This window comes from Streptomyces sp. CB01881 (genome assembly GCF_002953255.1).
Lineage (GTDB): Bacteria > Actinomycetota > Actinomycetes > Streptomycetales > Streptomycetaceae > Kitasatospora.
Genome location: NZ_CP026498.1, coordinates 9,123,730 through 9,147,515, shown reverse-complemented (window position 1 = coordinate 9,147,515; position 23,786 = coordinate 9,123,730). Strand labels below are relative to the sequence as shown.

The 23,786-nt window shown below is 74.8% G+C and carries 27 protein-coding genes and 1 pseudogene; 12 read left to right on the top strand and 16 right to left on the bottom strand.

The features are described from left to right. The 6 genes and pseudogenes from C2142_RS40540 to C2142_RS30155 all read right to left on the bottom strand — a co-directional run. A pseudogene (locus tag C2142_RS40540) lies at positions 1 to 515 on the bottom strand (electron transfer flavoprotein subunit alpha/FixB family protein); the annotation flags it as partial. Positions 516 to 564: 49 nt separating this feature from the next. Beyond that, complete coding sequence (locus C2142_RS30175) at positions 565 to 1,350, bottom strand: electron transfer flavoprotein subunit beta/FixA family protein (RefSeq protein WP_148641567.1); 786 nt, start codon at positions 1,348 to 1,350, stop codon at positions 565 to 567. Positions 1,351 to 1,563: 213 nt separating this feature from the next. Next, complete coding sequence (locus C2142_RS30170; RefSeq protein WP_148645858.1) at positions 1,564 to 2,370, bottom strand: family 1 encapsulin nanocompartment shell protein; 807 nt, start codon at positions 2,368 to 2,370, stop codon at positions 1,564 to 1,566. Next, positions 2,367 to 3,446: a Dyp-type peroxidase gene (locus tag C2142_RS30165; protein ID WP_206671037.1), complete on the bottom strand. Its 1,080-nt coding sequence runs from the start codon at positions 3,444 to 3,446 to the stop codon at positions 2,367 to 2,369. Before C2142_RS30165 ends, C2142_RS30170 begins: the two co-directional genes overlap by 4 nt. 265 nt (positions 3,447 to 3,711) lie before the next feature. Beyond that, on the bottom strand, positions 3,712 to 4,335 hold the full coding sequence (locus tag C2142_RS30160; protein WP_148645857.1) for an FMN reductase: 624 nt from the start codon (positions 4,333 to 4,335) through the stop codon (positions 3,712 to 3,714). Then, on the bottom strand, positions 4,332 to 5,444 hold the full coding sequence (locus C2142_RS30155; RefSeq protein WP_148645856.1) for an LLM class flavin-dependent oxidoreductase: 1,113 nt from the start codon (positions 5,442 to 5,444) through the stop codon (positions 4,332 to 4,334). Before C2142_RS30155 ends, C2142_RS30160 begins: the two co-directional genes overlap by 4 nt. A gap of 209 nt (positions 5,445 to 5,653) precedes the next feature. Here C2142_RS30155 and C2142_RS30150 point away from each other — a divergent pair, with 209 nt between their 5' ends. After that, the gene (locus tag C2142_RS30150) at positions 5,654 to 6,415 is read left to right on the top strand and encodes a PP2C family serine/threonine-protein phosphatase (RefSeq protein WP_148645855.1); all 762 of its coding nucleotides are present in this window, start codon (positions 5,654 to 5,656) and stop codon (positions 6,413 to 6,415) included. Positions 6,416 to 6,722: 307 nt separating this feature from the next. Here C2142_RS30150 and C2142_RS30145 read toward each other — a convergent pair whose 3' ends face one another. Next, positions 6,723 to 7,295, bottom strand: a complete 573-nt coding sequence (locus tag C2142_RS30145; protein ID WP_148645854.1) for a DoxX family protein — start codon at positions 7,293 to 7,295, stop codon at positions 6,723 to 6,725. Between the two features lie 249 nt (positions 7,296 to 7,544). On the opposite strand from C2142_RS30145, the gene C2142_RS30140 reads away from it, so the two are divergent. Continuing rightward, positions 7,545 to 8,141: a TIGR03086 family metal-binding protein gene (locus C2142_RS30140; RefSeq protein ID WP_148645853.1), complete on the top strand. Its 597-nt coding sequence runs from the start codon at positions 7,545 to 7,547 to the stop codon at positions 8,139 to 8,141. Between the two features lie 221 nt (positions 8,142 to 8,362). Beyond that, positions 8,363 to 8,824 carry a hemerythrin domain-containing protein gene (locus C2142_RS30135; protein ID WP_162002576.1) on the top strand — a complete coding sequence of 154 codons (462 nt, stop codon included), beginning with the start codon at positions 8,363 to 8,365 and terminating at the stop codon, positions 8,822 to 8,824. A 12-nt stretch (positions 8,825 to 8,836) separates the two neighbouring features. Here the strand turns inward: C2142_RS30135 and C2142_RS30130 are convergent, their stop codons facing one another. The 7 genes from C2142_RS30130 to C2142_RS30100 form a co-directional block, all read right to left on the bottom strand. Next, positions 8,837 to 9,625 carry a VOC family protein gene (locus C2142_RS30130; RefSeq protein ID WP_148645851.1) on the bottom strand — a complete coding sequence of 263 codons (789 nt, stop codon included), beginning with the start codon at positions 9,623 to 9,625 and terminating at the stop codon, positions 8,837 to 8,839. Positions 9,626 to 9,770: 145 nt separating this feature from the next. Next, the gene (locus C2142_RS30125; protein ID WP_148645850.1) at positions 9,771 to 10,535 is read right to left on the bottom strand and encodes a hypothetical protein; all 765 of its coding nucleotides are present in this window, start codon (positions 10,533 to 10,535) and stop codon (positions 9,771 to 9,773) included. 34 nt (positions 10,536 to 10,569) lie between these two features. Beyond that, the gene (locus C2142_RS30120; protein ID WP_148645849.1) at positions 10,570 to 11,670 is read right to left on the bottom strand and encodes a dipeptide epimerase; all 1,101 of its coding nucleotides are present in this window, start codon (positions 11,668 to 11,670) and stop codon (positions 10,570 to 10,572) included. Further along, positions 11,667 to 12,536 (bottom strand): pyridoxal-phosphate dependent enzyme, encoded by an 870-nt coding sequence (locus tag C2142_RS30115; RefSeq protein ID WP_148645848.1) that lies wholly within the window; start codon positions 12,534 to 12,536, stop codon positions 11,667 to 11,669. The genes C2142_RS30120 and C2142_RS30115 overlap by 4 nt, the downstream gene beginning before the upstream one ends. Further along, the gene (locus tag C2142_RS30110) at positions 12,533 to 13,537 is read right to left on the bottom strand and encodes a DUF364 domain-containing protein (protein WP_148645847.1); all 1,005 of its coding nucleotides are present in this window, start codon (positions 13,535 to 13,537) and stop codon (positions 12,533 to 12,535) included. Before C2142_RS30110 ends, C2142_RS30115 begins: the two co-directional genes overlap by 4 nt. Further along, positions 13,534 to 14,844 (bottom strand): ATP-grasp domain-containing protein, encoded by a 1,311-nt coding sequence (locus C2142_RS30105; RefSeq protein WP_148645846.1) that lies wholly within the window; start codon positions 14,842 to 14,844, stop codon positions 13,534 to 13,536. Before C2142_RS30105 ends, C2142_RS30110 begins: the two co-directional genes overlap by 4 nt. Positions 14,845 to 14,984: 140 nt before the next feature. Beyond that, entirely contained in the window at positions 14,985 to 15,431 is a 447-nt protein-coding gene (locus C2142_RS30100) for an SRPBCC family protein (protein ID WP_148645845.1), read from the bottom strand. A gap of 146 nt (positions 15,432 to 15,577) precedes the next feature. Between C2142_RS30100 and C2142_RS30095 the strand changes: the two genes are divergently transcribed. The 4 genes from C2142_RS30095 (at position 15,578) to C2142_RS30080 (ending at position 19,471) form a co-directional block, all read left to right on the top strand. Continuing rightward, a complete protein-coding gene (locus C2142_RS30095; protein ID WP_148645844.1) occupies positions 15,578 to 16,039 on the top strand; it encodes a MarR family winged helix-turn-helix transcriptional regulator in 462 nt (153 codons plus the stop codon). 105 nt (positions 16,040 to 16,144) lie between these two features. Then, on the top strand, positions 16,145 to 16,813 hold the full coding sequence (locus tag C2142_RS30090) for a TetR/AcrR family transcriptional regulator (RefSeq protein ID WP_148645843.1): 669 nt from the start codon (positions 16,145 to 16,147) through the stop codon (positions 16,811 to 16,813). A gap of 182 nt (positions 16,814 to 16,995) precedes the next feature. Next, on the top strand, positions 16,996 to 18,528 hold the full coding sequence (locus C2142_RS30085; protein ID WP_148645842.1) for an MFS transporter: 1,533 nt from the start codon (positions 16,996 to 16,998) through the stop codon (positions 18,526 to 18,528). Between the two features lie 502 nt (positions 18,529 to 19,030). Next, entirely contained in the window at positions 19,031 to 19,471 is a 441-nt protein-coding gene (locus C2142_RS30080) for a PPOX class F420-dependent oxidoreductase (RefSeq protein WP_346766401.1), read from the top strand. A 232-nt stretch (positions 19,472 to 19,703) separates the two neighbouring features. Here the strand turns inward: C2142_RS30080 and C2142_RS30075 are convergent, their stop codons facing one another. Both C2142_RS30075 and C2142_RS30070 read right to left on the bottom strand, forming a co-directional pair. Next, positions 19,704 to 19,961, bottom strand: coding sequence for a hypothetical protein (locus C2142_RS30075; protein WP_148645840.1), 258 nt, complete (start codon positions 19,959 to 19,961; stop codon positions 19,704 to 19,706). Further along, on the bottom strand, positions 19,958 to 20,227 hold the full coding sequence (locus C2142_RS30070) for a DUF1876 domain-containing protein (RefSeq protein WP_148645839.1): 270 nt from the start codon (positions 20,225 to 20,227) through the stop codon (positions 19,958 to 19,960). The genes C2142_RS30075 and C2142_RS30070 overlap by 4 nt, the downstream gene beginning before the upstream one ends. A 173-nt stretch (positions 20,228 to 20,400) precedes the next feature. Here C2142_RS30070 and C2142_RS30065 point away from each other — a divergent pair, with 173 nt between their 5' ends. The 5 genes from C2142_RS30065 to C2142_RS30045 all read left to right on the top strand — a co-directional run bounded on the left by C2142_RS30065 (position 20,401) and on the right by C2142_RS30045 (position 23,777). After that, on the top strand, positions 20,401 to 21,279 hold the full coding sequence (locus tag C2142_RS30065) for a YndJ family protein (protein ID WP_148645838.1): 879 nt from the start codon (positions 20,401 to 20,403) through the stop codon (positions 21,277 to 21,279). A gap of 16 nt (positions 21,280 to 21,295) precedes the next feature. Next, positions 21,296 to 21,850, top strand: a complete 555-nt coding sequence (locus C2142_RS30060) for a DUF1990 domain-containing protein (protein ID WP_148645837.1) — start codon at positions 21,296 to 21,298, stop codon at positions 21,848 to 21,850. A 67-nt stretch (positions 21,851 to 21,917) separates the two neighbouring features. Further along, a complete protein-coding gene (locus C2142_RS30055) occupies positions 21,918 to 22,556 on the top strand; it encodes a hypothetical protein (RefSeq protein WP_148645836.1) in 639 nt (212 codons plus the stop codon). Positions 22,557 to 22,727: 171 nt separating this feature from the next. Then, positions 22,728 to 22,952 (top strand): hypothetical protein, encoded by a 225-nt coding sequence (locus C2142_RS30050; RefSeq protein ID WP_148645835.1) that lies wholly within the window; start codon positions 22,728 to 22,730, stop codon positions 22,950 to 22,952. A gap of 150 nt (positions 22,953 to 23,102) precedes the next feature. Continuing rightward, positions 23,103 to 23,777 carry a hypothetical protein gene (locus C2142_RS30045; RefSeq protein ID WP_148645834.1) on the top strand — a complete coding sequence of 225 codons (675 nt, stop codon included), beginning with the start codon at positions 23,103 to 23,105 and terminating at the stop codon, positions 23,775 to 23,777. The last annotated feature ends 9 nt before the right edge of the window (positions 23,778 to 23,786 follow it).

Genomic DNA, 23,786 nt, shown 5'->3' with positions numbered 1-23,786 from the left:
ACGTTCTCGACGGCGCCGGCGGCCGGGGCGGCCTCGGGGGCGACGGCGTTCGGCTTGACGGTGATGACCGGGGCGCCGTGCGACACCGTGGACTTCACCTGGAAGGACGCGGCGAACACCGACTGGGTGGCGACCGGGCCGTCCGCGCCGGCCTCCAGGTCGACGGCGTCGGTGATGATGCCGGAGCCGATCCGCAGCGCGACGCGGGCGGCGACCTCCTTGCCCTCGCCGGAGGAGGTGACCAGGACGGCACCGGCCCCGGCGGCCCCGGCGATCTGCGCCAGCGCGTCCACCTTGGGGACGACCAGCTGGTCGGCGAACTCGGCGCCGTCGGCGACGTACACCTTCGCCGCGCCGAACTCGCCGGCCTTGGCGGCGATGTCGGCGGCGGCCGCACCGGCACCGAGGACGACGGCCGACGGCTCGCCGATCCGGCGGGCCAGGGTCAGCAGTTCCAGGGCCGGCTTGCGGACCACACCGTCGGCGTGGTCCACCAGGACGAGAATCTCAGCCATTGCTCTATGTCTCCGTGTTTCGCTGGATCAGGGTCAGGGGTGGGCCGGCTCAGATGAACTTCTGGTCGGCGAGGAAGGCGGCGAGCTGCCTGCCGCCCTCGCCCTCGTCCTTGACGACCGTGCCCGCGGTCCGCGCCGGACGCGCCGCCACCGACTCGACCGCCGTCCACGACCCGCCCAGACCGACCTCGTCGGCCTCGATGCCCAGGTCGTCCAGGTCCAGCGACTCCACCGGCTTCTTCTTCGCCGCCATGATCCCCTTGAACGAGGGGTAGCGGGCCTCGCCCGACTGGTCGGTCACCGACACCACCGCCGGCAGCGCGGCCTCCACCAGCTCGGTCGCCGCGTCACCGTCCCGGCGGCCCTTCACCACGCCGCCCTCGACCGACACCTCGGACAGCAGCGTCACCTGCGGCACGCCCAGGCGCTCCGCCAGCAGCGCCGGCAGCACACCCATCGTGCCGTCCGTCGACGCCATGCCACCGATCACCAGGTCGAACCCGGTCTTCTCCAGCGCCTTCGCCAGCACCGCCGACGTCCCGATCACGTCCGAGCCGTGGATGTCGTCGTCGTTCACGTGCACGGCCTTGTCCGCGCCCATCGACAGCGCCTTGCGCAGCGCGTCCTTCGCGTCGTCCGGCCCGACCGTCAGCACCGTGACCTCGGCGTCGCCGTTCGCCTCCGCGATCCGCAGCGCCTGCTCCACGCCGTACTCGTCCAGCTCCGACAGAAGGCCGTCCACGCCCTCCCGGTCGGTGGTGTGGTCGTCCGCGAAACGACGGTCACCCGTCGCGTCCGGCACGTACTTCACACAGACAACGATCCTCAAGCTCATGAGCGGTTCTCCTGTTACGGGTGCACTGGTCCACGGCCTCAGGTCATGCCGAGGGTACTGAGTGCCAAGAGCGGTCCGGGTGTGGCCTGCGCGCGACAAGCGCCACCTGGACCGGCATGCCGTGTCGGCTCTCTTCGACTGGCGTCAGAGGCTCTCCGGAGAGAGTACGGCACTCAGTACCCCGCGTAAAGGAACTCAGTACCCTTCGGCTGCTCACGGCCCCTCGCCGCCCAGGACGACGGCGGCCTCGCCGGTGCAGAGGCGGAAGGTCATCGACTCCTGGAGGTACAGGGAGACCGACTCGGCGTCGTGGGAGAGGTAGCCGACGGAGACGTCCTGGCCGAGGAAGAGCTCGAAGTCGCCGCCGCGGGCGGAGAGCAGGTAGGCACCCCGGATGGCCGGGGCCCAGATGATCTCGCCGTCGAGGAGGCGGCCGATGTGGGCGGCGACGGGGTAGCCGTGGTCGCTGGTCTCGCTGACGGCGGTGAAGGGGTCGGCGCCGAGCAGGAGCGAGTAGGGGCCGCCGACGCCGGCCAGGCGCAGGGCGGTGAGGGCCTGGCTCACCGTGGTGGGGTAGTCGCGGACATCGGCGGGGAGCGGGATGGGCGGGTTGGTGGCGCCGGCCCGGATGCCCTCGATGGCGGCGGCCCGGTAGCCCTCGAAGATCGCGCGGTCCTCGGCCAGGGCGAGGGTCCGGGCGGCGTCCTTGACCGGCTGCCAGTCGGAGTCGCGTGAGCCGCGTTCGACGTCGTCCACGGCGGCGCGGGCGACGGTGAAGGGGACGCGCAGCTCGACCAGCGGCCGGGCCTCGCGGGCGTGCGCGAGGACGCCGTCGGCGGGCGGGGCGATGCCGGTCAGGTGGCCGGTGCCGACGGCGGCGAGGGTGGGGCCCTCGGGGCCGTGCAGGTCGACCACGCGGCGGCCGGCGATGTGGAGCTTGAAGGTCTGCCGGGCCTCCTCCTCGATCTCCGCCCAGGCGGCGGCGGAGACGGGGGCCAGGTCGCGGTGCAGGTTGCTCATCGGGCGGGGGTCCTCTTCAGACTGCCGATGGCGAGCGAGCCATCGGGCACGGAGACGGTGGCGGCGTGCGCGGCGGTTCTCGTGACGGCCTCCGCGGCGGTTCCCCCGGCGGACGGGGAGGGCGCGGGCGGCGGGTCGTCCAGGAGGGCGGCGGCCGGGACGAAGTAGAGCGACCCGGTGACGGCCGTGGAGAAGTCGAGCAGCCGGTCGTGGGTGCCCGGCGGCCGGCCGACGAACATGTTGCGCAGCATCTCCTCGGTCACCTCGGGGGTGCGCGCGTACCCGATGAAGTAGGTGCCGGACTCCCCCTCCCCCTCGAAGGACCCGAACGGCATGTTGAAGCGCATGATCTGCCGCTCCCTCCCGTCCGGACCGGTGACCCCGGTGAGGGCGACGTGCGAGTCCGGGGGCTTGACCGCGTCGTCCAGCTCGACGTCCGCGAGCTTGGTGCGGCCGACGGCCCGCTCCTGCTGCTCGACGGGCAGGGCGTTCCAGGCGGCGAGGTCGTGCAGGTACTTCTGGACGATGACATAGCTGCCGCCGGCGAACCCACGGTCCTCGGCGCCGACGGTGACGGCTTCGGCGGCGGCCCGGCCCTCGGGGTTCTCGGTGCCGTCGACGAAGCCGAGCAGGTCACGGTCGTCGAAGTAGCGGAAGCCGTGGGCGGCGTCGACCACGGTGGCGGCACCGGCGAGGCGCCGGGTGAGTTGGCCGGCCAGTTCGAAGCAGAGGTCCATCCGGGCGGCCCTCAGGTGGAGCAGCAGGTCGCCGGGGGTGGCCGGGGCGCGGTGGCGGGCCCCGGCCACCTCGCGGAAGGGGTGGAGTCCGGCGGGGCGGGGGCCGGCGAAGAGCCGGTCCCAGGCGTCGGACCCGATACCGGCGACGCAGGTCAGCCCGCCCTCCGGGGCGCGGAAGCCGACCGCCCGCCGCAGTCCGGCGAGGTCGGGCAGCAGGTCGCGGACGGCCTGTTCGCCGCCGGGGTCGATGGTGAGGACGAGGAAGATCGCGGCGCTGGTGAGCGGGGTGAGGACGGCCTGCGACTGGAGTGCGGGCCCGGACGGCACGGCGGACTCCACCTCAGGGCTCCCGGGAGGGCGGGACCGGGCGGATCACGGCAAATCTGATCATGCGTACGATTACACCGCAGAGCGGACATTCGGGCACGGCCGACACACGCCCGACGGCCCCCGGCGGGCGACCCGACCCCGGGCGGGCGGCCCCGGGCCTGCCGACCCGACCCCGAGCGGGCTGCGCCAAGCCGGCCGCCGTCAGGCCCGGCACCGACATGCCGAAGGGGCGGGCCCGCGGGCCCGCCCCTTCGTGCCGCTCGCCGCACCGCCGTCAGACCCGCACGGCCGCCAGCTGCTGGGCGAACGGCACCACGACCTCCGGCTGTTGCGCGGCCGCCGGGCCGCGGCCGGCCAGCAGGGCCGCCAGCTCCCCCGCCGCGCGGTCGATCCGGCCCGCGAGGCCGCCGGCGTGCCCCTCCCCCGTCGCACCCCAGTCGTCGGTGGCCGCATACACCGCGGTGGGGACGACCACCGACCGCAGGTAGGCGAAGAGCGGCCGGACGGCGTGCTCCAGGGCCAGCGAGTGCCGCGGGGTGCCGCCGGTGGCGGCGATCAGCACCGGCTTGCCGGCCAGCGCGTCGTGGTCGATCACGTCGAAGAACGACTTGAACAGGCCGCTGTACGACGCGGTGAAGATCGGCGTCACGGCGATCAGGCCGTCCGCGTGCGTCACCGCCTCGATCGCCCCGCGCAGCGCCGCGCCGGGGAACCCGGTCACGAAGTTGTGCGCGATGTCGGTGGCGAGGTCACGCAGTTCGACCACCGTGACCTCCACCGACCCGCCGGCCAGGCCGAGCTGACGGACCGTCGAGTCGGCCAGCCGGTCGGCCAGCAGGCGCGTCGAGGACGGCTTGCTCAGCCCGGCGCTGACCACCACCAGCTTGTACGTGCTCACTTGGCCACCTCCGTCGTCTCCTCCTGCTGCCCGGCGGTGAGTTCGGCCGCGACCCGGGCGGCGTGCGTCGGCCCGTCCGGGACCTCGGCGGGCCGGCCCTTGGCGAACTCCTCGCGCAGCACCGGCACGACCTCCTCGCCGAGCAGGTCCAGCTGCTCCAGCACGGTCTTCAGCGGCAGGCCGGCATGGTCCATCAGGAACAGCTGGCGCTGGTAGTCGCCGAAGGACTCGCGGAAGGCCAGCGTCTTCTCGATGACCTCCTGCGGGCTGCCCACGGTGAGCGGGGTCTGCTCGGTGAACTCCTCCAGCGAGGGCCCGTGCCCGTACACCGGCGCGTTGTCGAAGTACGGGCGGAACTCGCGCACCGCGTCCTGCGAGTTCCGCCGCATGAACACCTGCCCGCCGAGGCCGACGTACGCCTGCTCGGGCGTGCCGTGCCCGTAGTGGGCGTAGCGGTCGCGGTAGAGCTCGACCAGCTTCTGGAAGTGCTCCTTGGGCCAGAAGATGTTGTTCGCGAAGAAGCCGTCCCCGTAGTAGGCGGCCTGCTCGGCGATCTCCGGGCTGCGGATCGAGCCGTGCCAGACGAACGGCGGGACGCCGTCCAGCGGGCGCGGGGTGGAGGTGAAGGACTGCAGCGGGGTGCGGAAGCGCCCGGACCAGTCCACCACGTCCTCACGCCACAACTGGTGCAACAGCGCGTAGTTCTCGATCGCGAGCGGGATGCCCTGGCGGATGTCCTTGCCGAACCACGGGTAGACCGGGCCGGTGTTGCCGCGGCCCATCATGACGTCCACCCGGCCCTCGGCGAGGTGCTGGAGCATCGCGAAGTCCTCGGCGATCTTCACCGGGTCGTTGGTGGTGATCAGCGTGGTCGAGGTCGAGAGGATGATGCGCTCGGTCTGCGCGGCTATGTAGCCGAGCATGGTCGTCGGCGAGGACGGCACGAACGGCGGGTTGTGGTGCTCGCCGGTCGCGAAGACGTCCAGGCCGACCTCCTCGGCCTTGCGCGCGATGGCCACCATCGCCTTGATCCGCTCGTGCTCGCTCGGGGTGCGGCCGGTCGTGGGGTCGGGGGTGACGTCGCCGACGGTGAAGATTCCGAACTGCATGCTGCTCACCACACTCCAGGTGAATCCCGGCTTCAGGATCCGATCGTCAAAGTTTCAACCACCTTAGCATCGGCCTGTCCGGCGTTATTCCCCCCAGCGCCCGGCCCCTTGCCCGTCACTGCACCGCCGGCCCGCGCGCGACCACGACGCGCGCGACAATGAAGGGACTAAGGACGGCCGGCCCGGAACCCCCGAAGGACGGCGAGCCGATGGCGGCCTACATCTCGGTGAGCGCACTGAGCCACGAGGGCCTGGTGCGGGAGCACAACGAGGACAGCCTGACGGTCGGTCCCTGGACACTCTGCGCGACCGTGACCACCAACCCGCAGACCCTGCTCTTCCCACTCGGCCCGCCCTGTGTGGTCGCGGTGGCGGACGGCCTCGGCGGGCACCCCGGCGGCGAGATCGCGAGCGCGCTCGTCGCCCGGGAGCTCGCGGTGGCCGGGCCCGCACTGGAGGACGAGGAGACCGTCCGGGAGACGCTCCAGACCTGCAACCGGGCCGTGTACGCGGCGGCGGCCGGCGACCCCGGACTGGCCGCGATGGGGACCACGGTGGCCGGCGTGGTGCTGCTGCCCGGGCAGGCGGTGACCTTCAACGTGGGCGACAGCCGGGTCTACCGGATCGACGGCGACGACCTGCTCCGGGTCAGTGTGGACGACAGTCCGCCGCTGCCCCCGGGGCGGCGCACCACCTCCCTGGTCACCCAGACCCTCGGCGGCTCGCTCGGGCTGACCTTCGTCGAGCCGCACGTGAGGACCGCCCCGCTGGCGGCCGGCGACCGCTTCCTGGTGTGCAGCGACGGGCTCACCGACCCGGTGCCCGAGGAGGAGCTGTCCGGGCTGCTGGCGGGCACCGACGAGGACGACGAACGAGCAGACGGGCGGGCCGCGTTCGAGCTCTGGAAGGCCGCGATCGAGGCGGGCGGGCCGGACAACATCACGCTGGCGCTGGTACGGATCGGCGGTTAGCCGCCAGGCGGGTGCGGAAGGGACACCCGGGGCCGCGCCGCCGGGCGGCGGCGAGCCGGGGGGACCAGGCGTCGACCGGCGGATCATCGGTCTGATCAGTCGACCGGCGGATCATCGGTCTGATCAACCGTCAACACCGCAGGCCGCCGGGGTACCTGAGCCAGGCCGGCGGACCGGAGCCCGCCGCGGCGGTGGCGGGCGTGCAGACGGAGCGGGGCTGCCGGCCGTACGACCGGCAGCCCCGCTCGACTCCCGTGGCCCCGACGCGAACAGCCGGCTTATGCCGCCAACCCGGGGGCCCGGCAGGTCACTTGCGCAGCAGCAGGATGACGCCTGCGGTCACCAGGCCGACCACGACGGCGGCGGCGCCGTAGGCCAGGCGGTGGGCGCGCAGTACCGGCAGGAAGCGGTCGACGGCGTAGCGGCCGGGCCCGGTCAGGGCGAGCGCGGCGGCGCCCGCGGTGAGCAGCAGTTCGTACTCGCTGCCCTTCGGGGCGAAGAATCCACCGCCCCAGGTGACGGCGAGCGCGTTGACCATGGTGCCGAGGATCGCGGCGGCGGCCAGCGGGGTCAGCAGGCCGACGGCCAGGGCGAGGCCGCCGAAGGTCTCCGTCAGGCCCGCGACCACGGCCATCGCATTGCCGGCCGGGTAGCCGCTCATGGTGAAGAACTGACCGGTGCCGTCGATGCCGCCGCCGCCGAACCAGCCGAACAGCTTCTGGCTGCCGTGCGCGGCCATGGTCAGGCCGAGGGCGAGGCGCAGCAGGAGCAGGCCGGCGTCGTAGGCGTGCGGGGAGGTCGTCGCGGAGTCGGGGGTCGCCCGGTCCGGGAGGACGGTGGTGGTGGTGGGGGCGGTCGTGCTCGGGCTGGTGCTCGGCATGCGCGTCTCCATCAGTCGGGTTCGTTCGGGGCAAGGGACGGACAGGGGCGGCCGGGAGGTGATGCCGTCGTTCGCACCGTCGTTCAAATTCGAACCAGCCGCTCCACGACCGTACCCGGAAGTTCGAATTTGAACAACACGGTGAGCCGGGCGCGCAACACGTCGACGGCGGGGCGCCGTACCGGCGGCGAGTCACGGGTGGATCGGCGGCGAGTCGCGGGTGGGTGGCCACGGGGGCAGGGTGGAGGTATGGCTCATCGCAGGGAACACCGGCGCTCCGCGCAGCCCGGCACGCCGTACGCCGAGGCGCTGGCCACGTTCGGCGACCGCGTCCGGCTGGTCACGCCCGACCAGTGGGACTCTCCGACGCCGTGCGCCGACTGGTCGGTCCGCGAGGTGGTCAACCACCTCACCGGGGAGCAGCTCTGGGTGCCCGAGTTGCTCATGGGCTCGACGGTCTCCGAGGTCGGCACCCGCTTCGACGGCGACGTGCTCGGCCCCGACCCGGCCGCCGCCTGGACCGCCGCGGCCGACGCCGCCCGTGCGGCGTTCGAGGTCTCCGGAGCCACCGAGCTGACCGTCCACCTCTCCTTCGGCGACGTCACCGGCCAGTACTACCTGGACCAGCTCACCGCCGACGCCGTCGTGCACACGTGGGACCTCGCCGAGGGGATCCGCCGCCGCACCCGGCTGCCGGCCGGGCTGGTCGAGTTCGCGCTGGGCGAGTACACCGGCTACGGGGACCTCTCCGGCAGCGGGCTCTTCGACCCGCCGCTGCCGGTGCCGGACGACGCGAGCCCGCAGACCCGGCTGCTCGCCCTCACCGGGCGCCGCGACCGGCCCTGACCGGGCCCGCCCGGCGGGCCCCGGCGCTGCCGGGCCCGACGGGAGTCGCCCTGACGACAACGGCCCTGGCCACAGCAGCCGCGGCACGAGCGGACGGGGTTCGAGCCGAGGCGACGAAAGCCGTTCTGACCTGCGGTGATGGGCGCCCGGTCGTCGGTATGCACCGGCGGCGCCGGATACTGGAGGTGTCGGGGGGCCACCGGACGAGAGGCGGGCACGCCATGAGCCGCAGGCCGGACATCCTCGGCGAGTTCACCGCCGACCACCGGGCGGTGACGGAGCTGCTCGCCCGGATCGACGACGCGCCGGAGGGCGCGCCCGCGCGCGGGGAGCTGCTCGGGCAGCTCACCGACCTGCTGTTCAGCCACTGCGCCGCCGAGGAGGAACACCTCTTCCCGGTCGTCCAGCACGACGTGCCGGACGGCGGGTCCCTGGTGTTCACGAGCATCGCCGACCACCTGGCGATCGGCCAGTACCTCTCCGACCTGCAGGGGGTCGGGCCGGGCGATCCCGGGTTCGGGACGCTCTACCAGGGGCTGGCCGAGCTCGTCCGGCGGCATCTGGCCACGGAGGAGGAGCAGGTCTTCCCCGCGGCGCGCAAGGCCCTGCCCGCCGGCGCCCGCGCCGCGCTGGGCGAGCGGCTGCGGGCCGACCGGGAGACGGTCGCCGAGGCCGGGCCGTAGCCGTCCGCCGGCTCAGCCCTTCGGGCTGATCACCGCGAAGCGGCCGCCCTCGGGGTCCTGGAGGCGGGCCACCCGCCCGTACGGCGAGTCGAAGGCCGGGCCGACCGCGGAGCCGCCCAGCTCCTGGGCCCGGGCCAGCGCCACATCGGTGTCCGGCACCGAGAACGACACCTCCCAGTGCGGCGGCATGCCCGCCGGACCGCCGGACTGCTCCTTGGCGAGCGCGGCGACGCTGTGTCCCTCCGCCCGCAGCACCACCCGGTCGTGCTCCCACCGCACCTCGAAGTGCTCCGGGTCGCGGCCGTCCCAGCGGAACACCTCGCCGTAGAAGAGCGCCGCCGCGAACGGGTCCGGGGTGCGCAGTTCGATCCAGACCGGCGCGCCCGGCAGGTCCAGCTTCCGGGCCCGGCCGGGCGGGCCCTCCCAGATGCCGAACACCGCGCCCACGGGGTCGGCGGCGAACGCCACCCGCCCGGCGTCGAAGGCCAGCGGACCCACCGCGAGGGTCGCCCCGCGCTCGCGGACGGCGTCGGCGGCGGCGTCCGCGCTCTCCGTGCCGAAGTAGGCCGTCCACGCCACCGGCATGGCCCAGCCGCCGCTCGCGACACCCAGCCCGGCCACCGCCTCACCGCCGGCCACCGCGTGCACGTACGGTCCGAACTGGTCCGGGCCGGGCTCGAACTCCCAGCCCAGCAGCGGCCCGTAGAACGCCTTCGCCGCGTCGAGATCGCGCGCCATCAGGCTCACCCAGCACGGAACGGCCGCCACACAGCGCACCCTGGCGGTCTCAGCGCTGCCCATCGCGCACCTCCTCGGCACCCGGCCGCCGGGCCCCTCCCGACTCCCACGGCCGACCGGCCGCCCGGGCGCCTTCAGCCTAGGACCCCGACTCGGCCCGGGCGAGGCACGGCGCGCAGGGGGAGGCGTGGACGGCCGTCGGGACGCCTCAGAGCCGCGGGCTCCCGCCGAACCCGTCGTGGCCCGCGCCGGGCGCGGTGAGGGCGAGCCATCCGTGACCGCGGGCCGGGGTGTCGGCGGTGACGGTGGCGGGGTTCACGGAGAGGTGGGCGGCGGCCTGCCCGATGCCGTGGACCTCGGAGGCGTTGGGCTCCGGGTAGACGTCCTCGTAGTCCTCCTCGTCCTCGGACTCGGCCACCGCGAGCACCTCCTCCCAGGGCAGCGGGTCGCCCGTCCACTCCGGGGCGCTGTCGCGCCAGTAGCCGCGCCGCACGGTGCCGTGTTCGGCGGTGGCCCAGATCACCGAGTCGGCGAACGGGTCCTGGTAGTAGACCTGGGCCTGTCCGCAGGCCGCGCTGAGCCGCTCGATGACCTCGTGCGGCCACCAGGTGGTCTCCCGCAGCGGGGTCTCGGCGTAGATCAGGCGCCAGCCGGCGTACTCGGGCGTGATGAACACCCGGTGCACCGCCTCCGGGGTGTACTTCTCGTCGTACTCCTGCGAGGCGAGACCGTAGTGCACGGTGACGGGTATCCGGTCGTGCAGGCCGAGCACCTCGAAGGCCGCCTCGTAGGTGGCCCCGGGGACGGCCAGCCACCAGTGGTCGGGCAGCGCGCCGGGCCGCTCGTCGGCGAACGCGAGGCGGGCGTCCTCCTCCAGGGCCGTGCGGTCCGCGCCGGGGGCGTCCTCGGCGAGCAGGACGTCGACCAGGGCGGCGAGGGCCTCGGGGGCGGGGAGGTCGGTCTCGGTGTTCATGTCGGCGACCCTAGGGCACCGGTCCGACACCCCGTCACCGGCACCGGTGTCCAAGCCCGGACCGGCCGTCCGTCGTGCCGGCCGTCATGCCGGCCGCGGCCACCGGGAACACGCCGAGCCCGGCCCGGCCGGAGGTGCGGACGGTACCGTCGGCGCCGCCGATGCCCTGCCAGGGGTCGTGGGCGAGCAGCAGGTGCCCGTCGAGGTCGATCCAGCGGGCGCGGTCGGCGAGGTGGACGGCCGGGGCGATGCCGAGCGAGCTGGCGGCGAGGCAGCCGAGCATCAGCTCGGTGCCGCTGCCGTGCAGGGCCGCCTGGATGCGCAGCACCTGGTGGACACCGCCGCACTTGGCGAGTTTGAGGTTGACCCCGTGCACCCGCCCGGCGAGCCGGCAGGCGTCCTCGTAGCCGACGGCGTCCTCGTCGGCGATCACCGGGACGGGCGAGCGCCCGGCGACCGCGGCCAGGACGTCGGGGCGGCCCGGCGCGACCGGCTGTTCGACGGCCTCGACGCCGGCCGCGGCGAAGACCGGGAGCAGCCGGTGGGCCTGGTCCTCCGTCCAGGCGCCGTTGGGGTCGAGCAGCAGCCGGGCGCCGGGGGCGCTCTCGCGGACGGCCCGGACCCGGGCGAGGTCCTCGGCGGGGTCGGCGGCGCCGGCCTTGACCTTGAGCACACCGAAGCCGGCGGCGGCGAGCCGGGAGGCCTGGACGGCCGCGCGGGCGGGCGGCTCGATGCCGATGGTGCGGGCGGTGGCGGCGGCCACCGGGGCGGGCCGGCCGAGGAGTCGGTGGACGGGCGCGCCGGCCCGCTTGCCGACCAGGTCGAGCAGGGCGGCCTCGACCGCGGCCAGGACGCCGGGCGGCAGCTCCTTGAACGCGGGTGCGCCGCGCCGGAGTTCGGCCAGCGCCGTCTCCGGGTCCGGGTGGCGTTCGAGGTGCGGCCGGAGTTCGGCGGCCGCACGCCGGATCAGGCCGGCCGGCAGTCGCAGGTAGCCGCTGCTGACGGCCTCGCCGTGCCCGCTCAGGCCTCCGTGCCGGACGGCGAACTGGACGGCGTCGCGCTCGGTGGTCACCGAGCGGGAGATCCGCAGCGGCTCGGCGAGCCGGAGCCGTACGGTGCGGACGTCGAGCCTCATCGCTCCTCCTCGGGGCGGCCGCGGCGGCCGTCGGGACCGGGCGGACCGCCGCGGCCGGCCTGCTCCGGACGGCCCCGCTGCTCCGCCGGGCCGGTGTGCCCCGGCCGGGCGGTCCGGCAGCGGGCCCGGCCGGTGACCTCGGCCGCGGCCGGGTGCGGGATCTCGATCGGCCGCAGCACGGCGCGCTCCGGCTCCGGGCCGTGCCGGCGGCAGAACGCGTCGCCGTAGACGGTTCCGAGGCAGCGGTGCGGGCCGTCGGGGAAGACGGTGGCGACGGCGACCCCGGAGTGGAGCCGGGCGGCCCAGGCGGCGACCAGGGCCACCGCGCCGGTGCTCCAGCCACCGCTGACGAAGGCGCCGCGGACCGGCCGCCGACAGGTGTCGACCGCCTCGGCGGGGCCCACCCAGTGGACCTCGTCGAAGGCCTGGCGGGCGACGTTGCGCGGGTGGATCGAGCTGCCGAGGCCACGCATCAGCCGGGGACGGGCGGGCCGGCCGACCAGCTCCGGCCGGGCGCCGCAGGAGCGGAGCAGCTGCCGCACGGACGGTTCGAGTTCGGTGTCACCGATGAGGACGACCGGGTGCCCGAGGGCCTGTCCGGCGAAGGCCGGGCCGATCCCGAGGGTGCCCGACGCGGACTCCACGACCGTTGCACCGGGCCGGAGTTCGCCGCGGGTGTGGGCGCCGCGGAGCATGGCGACGGCGGAGCGCGCCTTCATGCCGCCGGCGGCGAGACCCTTCAGCTTGGCCCGGAAACCGGGGCGCGGGTGCGGCAGCGGGGTGCTGATCCGGGCCAGCGGGGTGCGGCCGAGCAGCGGCAGCAGGTCGGGGTTGCCGACGGCGGCCGGGGTGAGCAGTGCGGTCACCGGGCACCGCGTCCCGCCGGGCCCTCCCCGCGGAGGCAGCCCGTGTGGGGGTAGCCCGGGTGACCGCGTCCCCCGTCGCCGGAGGGCCTGTCGCCGGAGGGCCCGTCGCCGGACGCCGGGCCGCCACGCCCCCCGTCGAGGGGCCGCCCGCCGTAGAGGTGGAGCACGGTGGGCCCGCCGTCGAGCCAGAAGAACGGGTAGGGCTCGGCACTGACCGCGCTCACCCCGTCGCCGAGCAGGCACGGCAGGACGGCGCTGCCGGTCTGGGCGAACAGCACCAGTGGCTTGCCGGTGGCGCGGGCGTGGGCCAGCAGCGGGTCGAGTGTGCCGTTGCCGAGGGTCATACCGGAGGCGAGGATCGCGTCGCAGTCGTCCAGCCGGGCGACGGCGTCGGCCTCCACCGGCTCGCCCCACTCGGTGGCGCCGCCCCTGAGGTCGCACGGGACGTAGCCGACGCCGTGCGAACGGAGCTGCTCCAGCAGGGAGTTGACCACGCCGACCACCAGCACCCGGCGCACCGCGGCGAGCGGGAGCAGTCCGACGACGGCGCGGGCCCGGGTGCGGGACTTCTCCAGCGAGCCGCCGGCCGGGACGGCCACCGGGCGGGCGCCACGGGCCGGGCCGTGCGGGCGGCAGTGCATCAGGTAGGTGTCGAGGGCGGCGACCCGGACGGGGGTGAGCGGGTGGTCGAGCAGCTCGGCGACGGTGGCGCCGACGCAGTCGGTGAGCGCGTCGGCGGGCAGTTCGCCGGGTTCGACGGCGCAGGAGCCGACGGCGGCGCCGAGGCGCAGGCCGAGCACCTCGTTGCGGTAGCCCCGGGCACGGCCGGCGTGCCGGACGGCCTGGGAGGTGGTGAAGGCGAGGGCGATCCGCTGCCCGGCCGGGTCGGGCCCGTAGGCGCCGGCGCGGGCCCGACCGGCGATCAGGTCCAGCGCGGGGGCCGTGACCGCCGGCGCGTCGGCGGCGGCGGGGGAGGAAGCGGAGGCGGGGGCGGCGGTCATGCGGGGACCGCCGCGGCATCGGCGGGGCGGTCCGCGGCGATGGCCGGACCGGTGGCGAACCGCGGCGCCAGCGCGGCGAGCAGCCGCTCCGCATCGCGGCGGGCCCCGGCGCCGGCCGGGTCCGCGGTCATCACGTGCCCGAGGTACTCGTTGTTGCTGGTGGCGGGCCGCACGTCGCGGCCGGGCCCGGTGAGGGACAGCTCGACCACGGCCGGGTCGCGCCGGACGGCCGCCTCGCCGTCGAAGCCGTCCAGCAGCCCGGCGGCCCCCTCCCCCGGGACCAGGAAGGCGATCGCGGCGCTGGCGACCCCCGTGGGCCGGACGGCCAGGTCGGGCCGGCGGCCGAGGGCCACGTCCACGCAGGCGGCGGCGAGGTCGACGCCGGTGACCCGCCGGACCAGCTCGGTGATCCGGTTGCCGGCCGGCCGCGGGTTGACCTCCACCACCCGGGGCCCGGCCGGGGTGAGCTTGATCTCGGTGTGCGCGACGACCCGGTCCAGGCCGAGCGCGGCCAGCGCGGCGACGGCGGTGTCGGCGGCGGCGGCCGCGTCGGCGGGGTCGAGCGCGGCGGGGAACATGTGGCCGGTCTCGATGAAGGCCGGCGCGCCGCCGACGCTCTTGTCGGTGATCCCGACGACGTGCACGGCCCCCTCGGCCGAGACGGTCTCGACGCTGACCTCCGGCCCTGCGAGCAGCTCCTCCAACAGCACCACGGGGGTCCGGCGCTGCCCCCGCGCGTTGACCGGGAAGGCTTCCAGCGCCCCGAGCGCGGCGGTGAGCTCGTGCTCGTCGGCGGCCTCGCGGACCAGCATCCCGGCGCACAGGTCGACCGGCTTGACCACCAGCGGGAAGCCGATCACCCGGGCGGCGGCGAGCGCCTGCCCCCGGTCGGCGCAGAGCGCGTACGCGGGCCCGGGGACGCCGGCCGCGGCGAGCGCGCGGCGGGTGAGGTCCTTGCGGCAGGCGGCGGTGACGGCCTCCGGCGCGGAACCGGGCAGCCCGAGCCGGTGCGCGACCTGCGCGACCAGCGGCAGGTAGTAGTCGCAGGAGGAGAGCACGCCGTCGAAGCGGAGCAGCTCGTGCAGCCGCTCGGCGTACGGGAGCAGGACGGCCGGGTCGTTGGTGTCGGCGGTGAGGACGTTGTCGGCGGCGAGCAGCGGGTGCGGGGTGTCGGCGGGGGCCGCCCGCAGGTAGTGGCGCAGATCGCGGGTGAGGAAGGTGAAGCGGTGGCCGCCCTCCTCCAGTGCCCGGGGCAGCAGCCTGCTCATGGAGCCGACCCAGCTCTCGATCACCAGCAGATGCGCCACGGCTCTCCCTCTCGACGGCGGTGGCAGGCCGGTCCGACGTGCCGTCAGAGAACTTAACGGTATTCGTTTTCATTTTCAATACGCCGGGGCCGGCGCACCGCCCGGCAGCCCGGGGAGCCCGGGCCGCCGCACGGGGCCGCTCACCGCGCCGGCCGGGCCGCCTCCCGGGCCAGCCGGAGGGTGGCCTGCAGGGCCCGCAGATAGCCGGACCGCATGCGCTCGGCGGCGGCGTCCTCGTCCAGCCCGTCGCCGAGTTCCAGCTCGCCGCGGAAGGTGAGCGCGAGGCCGTCCCCGCCCTCCTCGATGTCGTTGTGGATCACCCAGGCGCCCCGCTCGTCGTTGCGGAGGAAGCTGACCCGGGCCTTCGGGTGGAAGACGACCTCCTCACGCACCCGTTCACCATGGAAGACGACCTCGCGGACCAGCCCGTTCGCGGTCCGTTCCAGCACGGTGCACTCGTCCATCGCGGCGACGAACGGCACCGCGTTCTCGGCCTTCCGCTCCAGCGCCGCCCAGACGTCGTCCCGAGTGAGGCGCAGCTGCTCGCCCGGCTCGTTGACGCGCACGCTCTGACTGACGACCCGCATGACTGCTCTCCCTCACGGCCATCCCGACCGCACACTGCTTGTGCGGCCAAGTAAATGCTTGCGCGGCCAAGTAAACGCCTGGACCCCTCCCAACGCAAGGGACCCTGGAGAGCGGCAGGCCACCCGCTTGCGCATACAATCACCGGGTGAGCGCCCACCAGAACCAGCCCCTGGCCGACGCCGGCGGCACCAGCCAGGCCATCGCCCGGGTCGCCCGCCTGCACCGGGCCACCGCCGAACGGCTGCTGCGCCCGCACGGGCTGCACGCCGGCCAGGAGCTGCTGATGATGCTGCTCTGGGACGGCGGGCCGCAGCCGCAGGCCGCGCTGATCGAACAGCTCGCGGTCGACGCCTCCACCGTCACGCGCATGGTGCAGCGCCTGGAGCAGGCCGGCTTCGTCCGCCGCCGGCGCAGCGAGAACGACCGGCGGGCCGTGCTGGTCGAGGCGACGGCGGCGGCCTGCGCACTGCGCGACCAGGTCGCGCAGGCCTGGCGGGAGCTGGAACAGGTGACCCTGGCCGGGCTGGACGAGGCCGAGCAGGCCGAGCTGATCCGGCTGCTGGGCCGACTGGAGGGGAACCTCACCCGCCCCTCCGGGGAGATGTGATGCAGGTCACACGCGAAGACGAAATTTCCGGGGACTGGATCCCCGTTTGCTCCCGTGAAGGCCTAAGCGGGGAAAACATCCCCGGTATGCCGGGAGGAGCACGCAGTGAGCAGCACCACCGCCGCCACGCCGGGCCGCACCGCGGAGCCCGTCCGCACGCCCAAGCTGCGCGCGGACGCGATCCGCAACCGTGAGCGGATCGTCCTGGCGGCGCGGGACGCCTTCGTCGAGCACGGCGCGGACGCGCCGCTGGACGAGATCGCGAAGCGGGCGGGCGTCGGCAACGCGACGCTGTACCGGAACTTCCCGGACCGCACCGCGCTGATCCGCGAGGTGGCACTGCTCGTCAAGAACCGCATCCTGACCCTCGCCGAGACGGCGGAGGCGGAGGGCGACGGCCCCTTCGACGCCCTCCAGCGGTTCGCGCACGCGACGGTGGGAGAGAAGGTCGGCGCCCTGTGCCCGATCCTCACCAACCGGATCGACCCGAACGACCCGGACCTGGTGGACGCCCGCCACCGGCTGACGGCCGTCGTCGGCGACCTGATGGAACGCGCCAAGCAGGCGGGCGAACTGCGGCCGGACGTCGACCACGGTGACCTGTTCATCGCGATGAGCCAGCTCACCCGCCCACTGCCGGACACCTCCTGCCAGCTCCTGGAGGAGTTCGTCCACCGGCACCTGCAGCTGTTCCTGGACGGCATGCGGGCGCCCGCCCGCTCGGCCCTGCCCGGCCGGGCCGCGACCTTCGAGGACTTCCACACGGACCACTGACCCACAGCCGCCCCGGCGGCCGGCACCCAGCCGCGACGACCGCCCGGACCGCCCGCGCCGATCCACGGTGATCCGCGCCGGCGCAGGCCCGCACGCGCCGGTCCACCAACACCGGCACCGACATTCTTCGCACACAGACCACCCCTGATCCGTACACCTCGCACCGTGAAGTGAGTACCCCCATGCCAAAAACCGACGCCCTGCCCGAAACCCAGCCCGATCCGAGGCGCTGGAAGGCACTGATATTCATCGGGCTCGCCCAGCTGATGGTCGTCCTCGACGCCACCATCGTGAACATCGCCCTGCCGTCCGCCCAGAAGGACCTCGGCATCACCGACGGCAACCGCCAGTGGGTGATCACCGCGTACGCGCTGGCCTTCGGCGGGCTGCTGCTCTTCGGCGGCCGGATCGCCGACCTGTGGGGCCGCAAGCGCACCTTCGTGGTCGGCCTGACCGGCTTCGCACTGGCCTCCGCGCTCGGCGGCGCCGCCGCCAACACCGCCATGCTGCTCGGGGCACGCGCCCTCCAGGGCGCGTTCGGCGCACTGCTCGCCCCGGCCGCGCTGTCGCTGCTGGCCGTGACGTTCACCGAGGCCAAGGAGCGCGCCAAGGCATTCGGCATCTACGGCGCCATCGCCGGCGGTGGCGGCGCGATCGGCCTGATCCTCGGCGGCCTGCTGACCGAGTACATGAACTGGCGCTGGACCTTCTTCGTCAACATCCCGTTCGCCGTGGTCGCCGCGGCCGGCGCGGTGATGGTGATCCGCGAGCCCGCCGGGGGCCGCAACCGCAACCGGCTGGACATCCCCGGCGTGGTGCTGGTCACCCTCGGCCTGGTCTCGCTGGTCTACGGCTTCACCCGCGCCGAGTCGGACGGCTGGTCCTCCGGCGTGACGATCGGCCTGTTCGTCGCCGCCGGCGTCCTGCTGGGCGCGTTCGTCCTGGTCGAGCGGAAGGTCAAGGCGCCGCTGCTGCCGCTGCGGGTCGTCCTCGACCGCAACCGCGGCGGGGTCTACCTGTCGCTGGGCCTGGCCGTGATCGGCATGTTCGGTCTCTTCCTGTTCCTGACCTACTACCTGCAGATCGTGCTCGGCTACAGCCCGGTCCTGACCGGCGTCGCCTTCCTGCCGATGGTGGCGGGCATGATCACCGGCTCCACCCAGATCGGCGCCCGGCTGATGACCCGGGTCCCGGCCCGCTTCCTGATGGCGCCCGGCTTCCTGGTCGCCTCGATCGGCATGCTGCTGCTCACCCAGATCGGCCTGGACACCTCCTACCCGGCGCTGATCCTGCCCGGCCTGATCCTGATGGGCCTCGGCATGGGCACCGCGTTCATGCCGGCGATGAGCCTGGCCACGCACGGCGTCCAGCCGCGCGACGCCGGTGTGGCGTCGGCCATGGTCAACACCTCGCAGCAGGTCGGCGGCGCCATCGGCACCGCGCTGCTGAACACCATCGCCGCCAGCGCCTCCGCCACCTGGCTGGCCGCGCACGTCCACGACGCGACCACCCCGGCCGCGGCCAGGGCGGTGCAGTTCCAGGGCATGGTGGAGGGCTTCTCCACCGCGATCTGGTGGTCCTTCGGGATCCTGGTGACGGCCGCCGCGATCGCCTTCGTGCTGATCAACGCCGGCCGCCCCGGCGGCTCCACGGCCGCCTCCGGCTCGGGTGCGGGCGCGGTGGACGGCAACGAGGTGCCGGTGCTGGTGCACTGACCCTCACGGGGTACGCGCAAGGGTGCGAGGCGGCCCGTCCGGTGTTCCGACACCGGGCGGGCCGTCCGCCGTTCTCCGGCAGCGGCCGGCGCGGCCGCCTCCGGCGGCCCCCCGTCCGCACCTGCCGCCGGCCCCGTCGCCTACGCCGTCCGGGTGGGCTTGTGCGCCCCCTCTGCGCCGCACCGGTGACACGGGCGGCCGCGACCCCTCGAACCGGCGGCCCCCGTGGACGAGAATGGAGTCGCCCACCCGGCCCGTGCGCCGACCCGCGCCCCGTCAGGCCGTCCCCGTGGGTGCACGGCGGGGGAGCCCGGAGCACCGGGCCCGCCGCCGGGGAAGCACCACGAGACCGCCCGCGGCCACGGCCACGGAGGCGCGACCGGGGCCACTGCGGCCCGGAGCGCGGACGAGCCGGCCCACGGAAGGCCCGGAACGCGGAAGCGGCGGAACGCGGATGCGCCCGGTGACACCGACCCTGCCCTACCCGGAAAGGGAGGACATCGTGCACGACCGTACCGACCAGCTCGCCGACAGCAGATACCTCCTGCTCACCACCTTCGGCGCGGACGGCAGCCAGATGCGCTCGCCGATCTGGGTGGTCGCCGACGGTACGGCGCTCGGCATCTGGACCCCCGCCCACTCCGGCGAGGCCGAACGCATCCGGCACCACCCCAAGGTGCTGGTCGGCCCCTGCGACGCCCACGGGCGCCCCACCGGCCGCCAGCTCCCTGCCCGTGCGGCCGTCTGCGACGAGGACGCCACCGCGCGTTACCGCACCTCGCTGATCAACAAGTACGGCATGAAGGCGCTGATCGCCCTGGCCCGCAGCCGCTTCCGGCTCGGCCTGGCCGGGACGGTCGGCATCCGGATCACGCTCAACGAGCTGGAACAGCGGCTGATCGGACCGGAGTGGCAGGCGCCGACGACCTACTGCCCGAACTGACGCTGCCCGCACTGACGGTGTGCGCGCCGGCAGCGGCCGGTGCTTGAATCGCCACGGGCCGGGGCGTCAGGGCTCGGGCCGGGGCGTCAGGGCTCGGACCGGGGCGTCAGGGCTCGGACCGGGGCGTCAGGGCTCGGACCGGGGTGTCCGGGCGAGGGCCGGGACGTCCGGCCTCGGACCGGGGTGTCCGGGCGAGGGCCGGGACGTCCGGGCGCGGCACGCCCGTCCGGCGTCAGATCCCGTTCTCCGGCGCCTTCGCGAGGTCGCCCGGCTCGCAGGCCCCCCGGCCGGTACCGACGTGCACGACCATCACCGCCCGCCCGGCGTCACCCGGCACCACCTGCTGCTCGTGCCCGCATCGCGGGCAGATCAGCGGGATGCGCGGCCCCCGGTGGAGCTGGGCCACGGGGACGGTGTGGCCGGCGGATTCGGCGTGGTCGGCGGAGGAAGCGGGGCCGGCGGGGCCGGCGCCGCGCTCCGGCGTCGTCACGTCAGCGGGTGGGTCGGGACCGGGCTGACCTCCTGGATCTCGCCGTGGGCCTTGGTGAGCAACTGCGAGGCGAGGTCGTTGAGCGCTCGGGCGGCCGCGATCTCCTCGCCGACCCGCAGCTGTTCCGGGTCCGACGGGTGACGGCTGGTGTAGCCGTGCGCGCGCAGCTCCGACCCGTCGCTCAGCCGCAGCAGGGCGGCGGCTGCGGTGCGCGGCCCCTCCTCGCGGAACTCCATCTCGATGTGCCAACCGACAAGAGTCTGCATGGCGGATCACCTCCAGCGGTTACTCCTCCAGGGTGCGCCGCACCCAGCGCGAACACCAGACGGGAGCGGCGGGCAACACTCCAAGGCCAACTTGAACGCGTTCAACACTGCGGCGTAAAGTCACCGGCGCAGAGTTCGAACACGTTCAAAACACCTCGGGCAGGGCGGTCGTCATGGGCAAGGGCACCACGGAACTGGTGGACCTCCTGGTCCTGCTCGGCATGGGCGCCGTGATCCCGCTCGGCCTCGCCCTGATCGACGAACCCGGCCTCGCCCGCCTCCGCCGCCTCTGGCCGCTGGCCGCCGTACCCGGCGCCCTCTCGCTCTGGCTGCCGCGCGGCGGTCTCGCCACCGGCTGCGCCGTCCTCTACGCGCTCGGCACCCTCGCCGTCGCCGCCCACGTGCCGCTACGGCTCGCCCGCACCCGCTCGCCCGCGCCCGCCGAGGTCGCCGTGCTCACCGCGCTCGCCACCCCCTCGGTGGCCGGGATCGCCCTGGTCGCGGAACGCTCCGGGCACGAGCTGTTCGGCTTCGACCTCGACATCCTCGCGCTCACCGTGCCGCACTTCCACTACGCCGGGTTCACCGCCGCGCTGGTCGCCGGACTGGTCTGCCAGGCCCGGCCGGCCGGCGCCGCCGCCCGGTTCGCCGCGCTCAGCGTGCCGCTCGGCACCCTGCTCGTCCTGGCGGGCTACTTCGTCGACGACTGGGCCGAACTCGCCGGCGCCGTCGTGCTCACCACCGGCATGTGGCTGGTCGGCCTGATCACCTGGCGCGACCTGCGCACCGGCAGCCCCGACCGGACCACCGCCGCACTGCTCGCAACCGCCTCCGCCGTCCTCGCCGCCACCATGCTGCTCGCCCTCTGGTGGGCACTCGGCGAGGCCTCCGGACTCCCCCACCCCACCCTGGCCTGGATGGCCGCGACCCACGGCGTCGGCAACGCACTCGGCTTCGCCCTCTGCTCCCTGCTCGCCTGGCGCCGGCTCGCCCCGTCACCGCGCACGGCCCCCTTCCCGTCCCGCTCCCCGACCCACTGCCCCTCCCGCTGACGAAGGACGCCGCACGATGACCACGCCCCGGGCCACCGACCTCAACTACCCCGAGACCGGCGCCAGCACCACGCCCGGCCGCCCGCTCCCCGCCGGCTACAACCACCTCCGCCACCGCGCGCCGATCGGCCACGGCCGCGCCGCCCTGGAGGCCGCCGGAGCCGCCGTCCTCGACTGGCGGATGCACCGCGCCGCCGGCGTCCGCATCACCACCGACGCCGACCGGGCCGCGCCCGGCGCCGCCGTCCACTGCGCGATCGGCATCGGCCCGCTGCGCGCCGCCGCCCCCTGCCGGGTCATCTGGACCGCCGACGGCCCCGACCGCTACGGCTTCGCCTACGGCACCCGGCGCGGTCACCTGGCCGTCGGCGAGGAGACCTTCCTCGTCGAGATGGGCCCCGATAAGGCCGTCTGGTTCACCGTCAACGCCTTCAGCCGCCCCCGCAGTTGGTACGCCCGCCTCGCCGGCCCCCTCCTCCCCCTCGCCCAGCGCCTCTTCGCCCACCTCTGCGCCCGCGCCCTGACCCGCATCGCCACGGCCGCCACCGCCGGGGCGGCCGCCGGCCGGTGAGCCTGAACCGAGCCGGTGGGACGGAATCCGGAGGCCCCGGAGCCCGCTGCCGCGACAGAATCCCCGGGTGATCCTCATACAGCCCGTCCTGGAGCTCCTCGTCCCTCCCGCCGACTTCGACATGTGGCAGGTCGGCACCCACCGGCCTTACGAATTCCTGCCGCTGAGCGGGCACATGAGCCGTGCCGACATCGGCACGGCGGTCCTCCGGCTCGCCCTCCGCAACGCGTACGACCCCGACGACCACGAGGAGGAGGACGGACCGACACCTCCCGCCGATCCGGTCGACGCACTTCTGCACGGGCTCCTCGTCAAGGACCACCTGTTCGCCCCCGGCGGCTTCCGGGTGACCGACACCGCCACCGGAGTCACCCTCACCCCGGGCTGCTGCAACGGCCTGGAGGAGTGGCGGGACTGGTGGGAGGTGCTGGACGGCGCGGGCTCCGCAGGCTTCGGCCACGACCCGATGCCGACGGCCGAGCGCGTGGGCGACACGGTGCGGCTGGTCCCCGACATCGGCGCCCCGGACGGCCCGGTGATCGAGCTGCCCGCCGCGGAGCTGCGCCGCCTGGTCTCCGGGGCCGAGCGCGACCTCGCCGCCTTCCTGGAGCCGGCCGACGCCTGGGCCGCCGAGCACCTGCCCGACCACCGCGCTCCGCTGACGGCGGCCCTCGCCCGCGCGCTGGACCTCGCTCCGGAGGCCTGACGGGACGCCGGCCGTCCGTCCGCCCCGCCGCCCCGGCTCACCGGACACCCGGCGCGCACATCCGGTCACCCAACGTGAGATCGCCCGTGGCGGGCCGCCAGCATGCGCGCGCAAGGACAAACCCGCCGGGACGTCCGCCGCGGGTGCCGGCCGGCCGTAGGAGCTGCCGCCATGCGACCTGCCCAAGTCGCCGCCGCCCTCGTCGCGCTCCTGGCCTGCGCCGTCGGGGTGACCGCCGCCGGGAGTGCCGATTCCGTGCCACCCCCCGCGGTGCTCGCCGAGCCGCTGAACCTGGCGGCGGATCCGGCCGCGCAGCAGAAGATCCACCGGATGACCGACGCCGTGCAGGACTCGGGTGGAGACCGGGTCGGTGGCAGGTGCTGTACGTCCCGATGACCCCGATCGTCAACGGCTTCGGCTTCGCCCTGGCCTGAGGAGCGCACCGCCCGGACGGGACCGGGGAGCCACCCGGTGGGACCGGGCACGGCCGAACGGCAGCGGGAAACGGCCGGGCGGGACCGGGCACCTGCCGGGCATGATCTGCGGGTGACCAGCTTCCTGACCCACCGCCGGCTCGTCCACGACGGCGGCCTGCCGGTGCACCGGCGGCACGTCGCCCTGCGGACGTGCCTGACCCGGTTCGCGCCGTACGGGCTGCGGGCCACCTACCACCACCTGACGTTGAGCGCGCGGATTCCGCGCAGGCTGGAGGCCGACCCGCCGGCGCTGGTCCGGGCGGTCGAGGAGTTGCACGAGGCGCGGGTGCTCTGGCTGGCGCAGCTGGAGCGGTACGCGGCGCGGCGGCGGGTGGAGAAGGGGGCGGGCCGGCGGGCGGCCGCCGGCCCGGTGGCGTGGTGGGAGGCGAGTTGGTGGGACTCCCCGCACGACGTCTGGCTGTACGACCCCGTCAGCCATCCACCGCTGCCGCTGCCGGAGTACGTCCGGCGGCAGGGCGCCCTGCTGGACGGCGCAGCACTCACCGGCTGCCCGGCCTGCGGGGACGAGCGGCCTGCGGTGCTGCGGTCGACCGGGCACGGGTTCGTCGAGGCGTGCGGGGCCTGCGCGCGGGTACTGCGGCCGTGTCCGTGCGGGCGGCACCACCGGGTCCACCCGGTGGCCGGGGCCGACTGGGCCGCGCTCTGGCGCCGGGACCACATGACCGACGCCGGGACCTTGGACCCGCACTGGCTGTGGACCGCGGCGGGGCGGCCGCCGCGGTGACCAGCCGAC

What these genes read in the sequence shown, in the direction of transcription:
- C2142_RS30175 (WP_148641567.1), bottom strand. Translation starts at nt 1,350, where the DNA reads ATGAGCTTGAGGATCGTTGTCTGTGTGAAGTACGTGCCGGACGCGACG.
- C2142_RS30170 (WP_148645858.1), bottom strand. Translation starts at nt 2,370, where the DNA reads ATGAGCAACCTGCACCGCGACCTGGCCCCCGTCTCCGCCGCCGCCTGG.
- C2142_RS30155 (WP_148645856.1), bottom strand. Translation starts at nt 5,444, where the DNA reads ATGCAGTTCGGAATCTTCACCGTCGGCGACGTCACCCCCGACCCCACG.
- C2142_RS30150 (WP_148645855.1), top strand. Translation starts at nt 5,654, where the DNA reads ATGGCGGCCTACATCTCGGTGAGCGCACTGAGCCACGAGGGCCTGGTG.
- C2142_RS30145 (WP_148645854.1), bottom strand. Translation starts at nt 7,295, where the DNA reads ATGCCGAGCACCAGCCCGAGCACGACCGCCCCCACCACCACCACCGTC.
- C2142_RS30140 (WP_148645853.1), top strand. Translation starts at nt 7,545, where the DNA reads ATGGCTCATCGCAGGGAACACCGGCGCTCCGCGCAGCCCGGCACGCCG.
- C2142_RS30135 (WP_162002576.1), top strand. Translation starts at nt 8,363, where the DNA reads ATGAGCCGCAGGCCGGACATCCTCGGCGAGTTCACCGCCGACCACCGG.
- C2142_RS30130 (WP_148645851.1), bottom strand. Translation starts at nt 9,625, where the DNA reads ATGGGCAGCGCTGAGACCGCCAGGGTGCGCTGTGTGGCGGCCGTTCCG.
- C2142_RS30125 (WP_148645850.1), bottom strand. Translation starts at nt 10,535, where the DNA reads ATGAACACCGAGACCGACCTCCCCGCCCCCGAGGCCCTCGCCGCCCTG.
- C2142_RS30120 (WP_148645849.1), bottom strand. Translation starts at nt 11,670, where the DNA reads ATGAGGCTCGACGTCCGCACCGTACGGCTCCGGCTCGCCGAGCCGCTG.
- C2142_RS30110 (WP_148645847.1), bottom strand. Translation starts at nt 13,537, where the DNA reads ATGACCGCCGCCCCCGCCTCCGCTTCCTCCCCCGCCGCCGCCGACGCG.
- C2142_RS30100 (WP_148645845.1), bottom strand. Translation starts at nt 15,431, where the DNA reads ATGCGGGTCGTCAGTCAGAGCGTGCGCGTCAACGAGCCGGGCGAGCAG.
- C2142_RS30085 (WP_148645842.1), top strand. Translation starts at nt 16,996, where the DNA reads ATGCCAAAAACCGACGCCCTGCCCGAAACCCAGCCCGATCCGAGGCGC.
- C2142_RS30070 (WP_148645839.1), bottom strand. Translation starts at nt 20,227, where the DNA reads ATGCAGACTCTTGTCGGTTGGCACATCGAGATGGAGTTCCGCGAGGAG.
- C2142_RS30065 (WP_148645838.1), top strand. Translation starts at nt 20,401, where the DNA reads ATGGGCAAGGGCACCACGGAACTGGTGGACCTCCTGGTCCTGCTCGGC.
- C2142_RS30060 (WP_148645837.1), top strand. Translation starts at nt 21,296, where the DNA reads ATGACCACGCCCCGGGCCACCGACCTCAACTACCCCGAGACCGGCGCC.
- C2142_RS30050 (WP_148645835.1), top strand. Translation starts at nt 22,728, where the DNA reads ATGCGACCTGCCCAAGTCGCCGCCGCCCTCGTCGCGCTCCTGGCCTGC.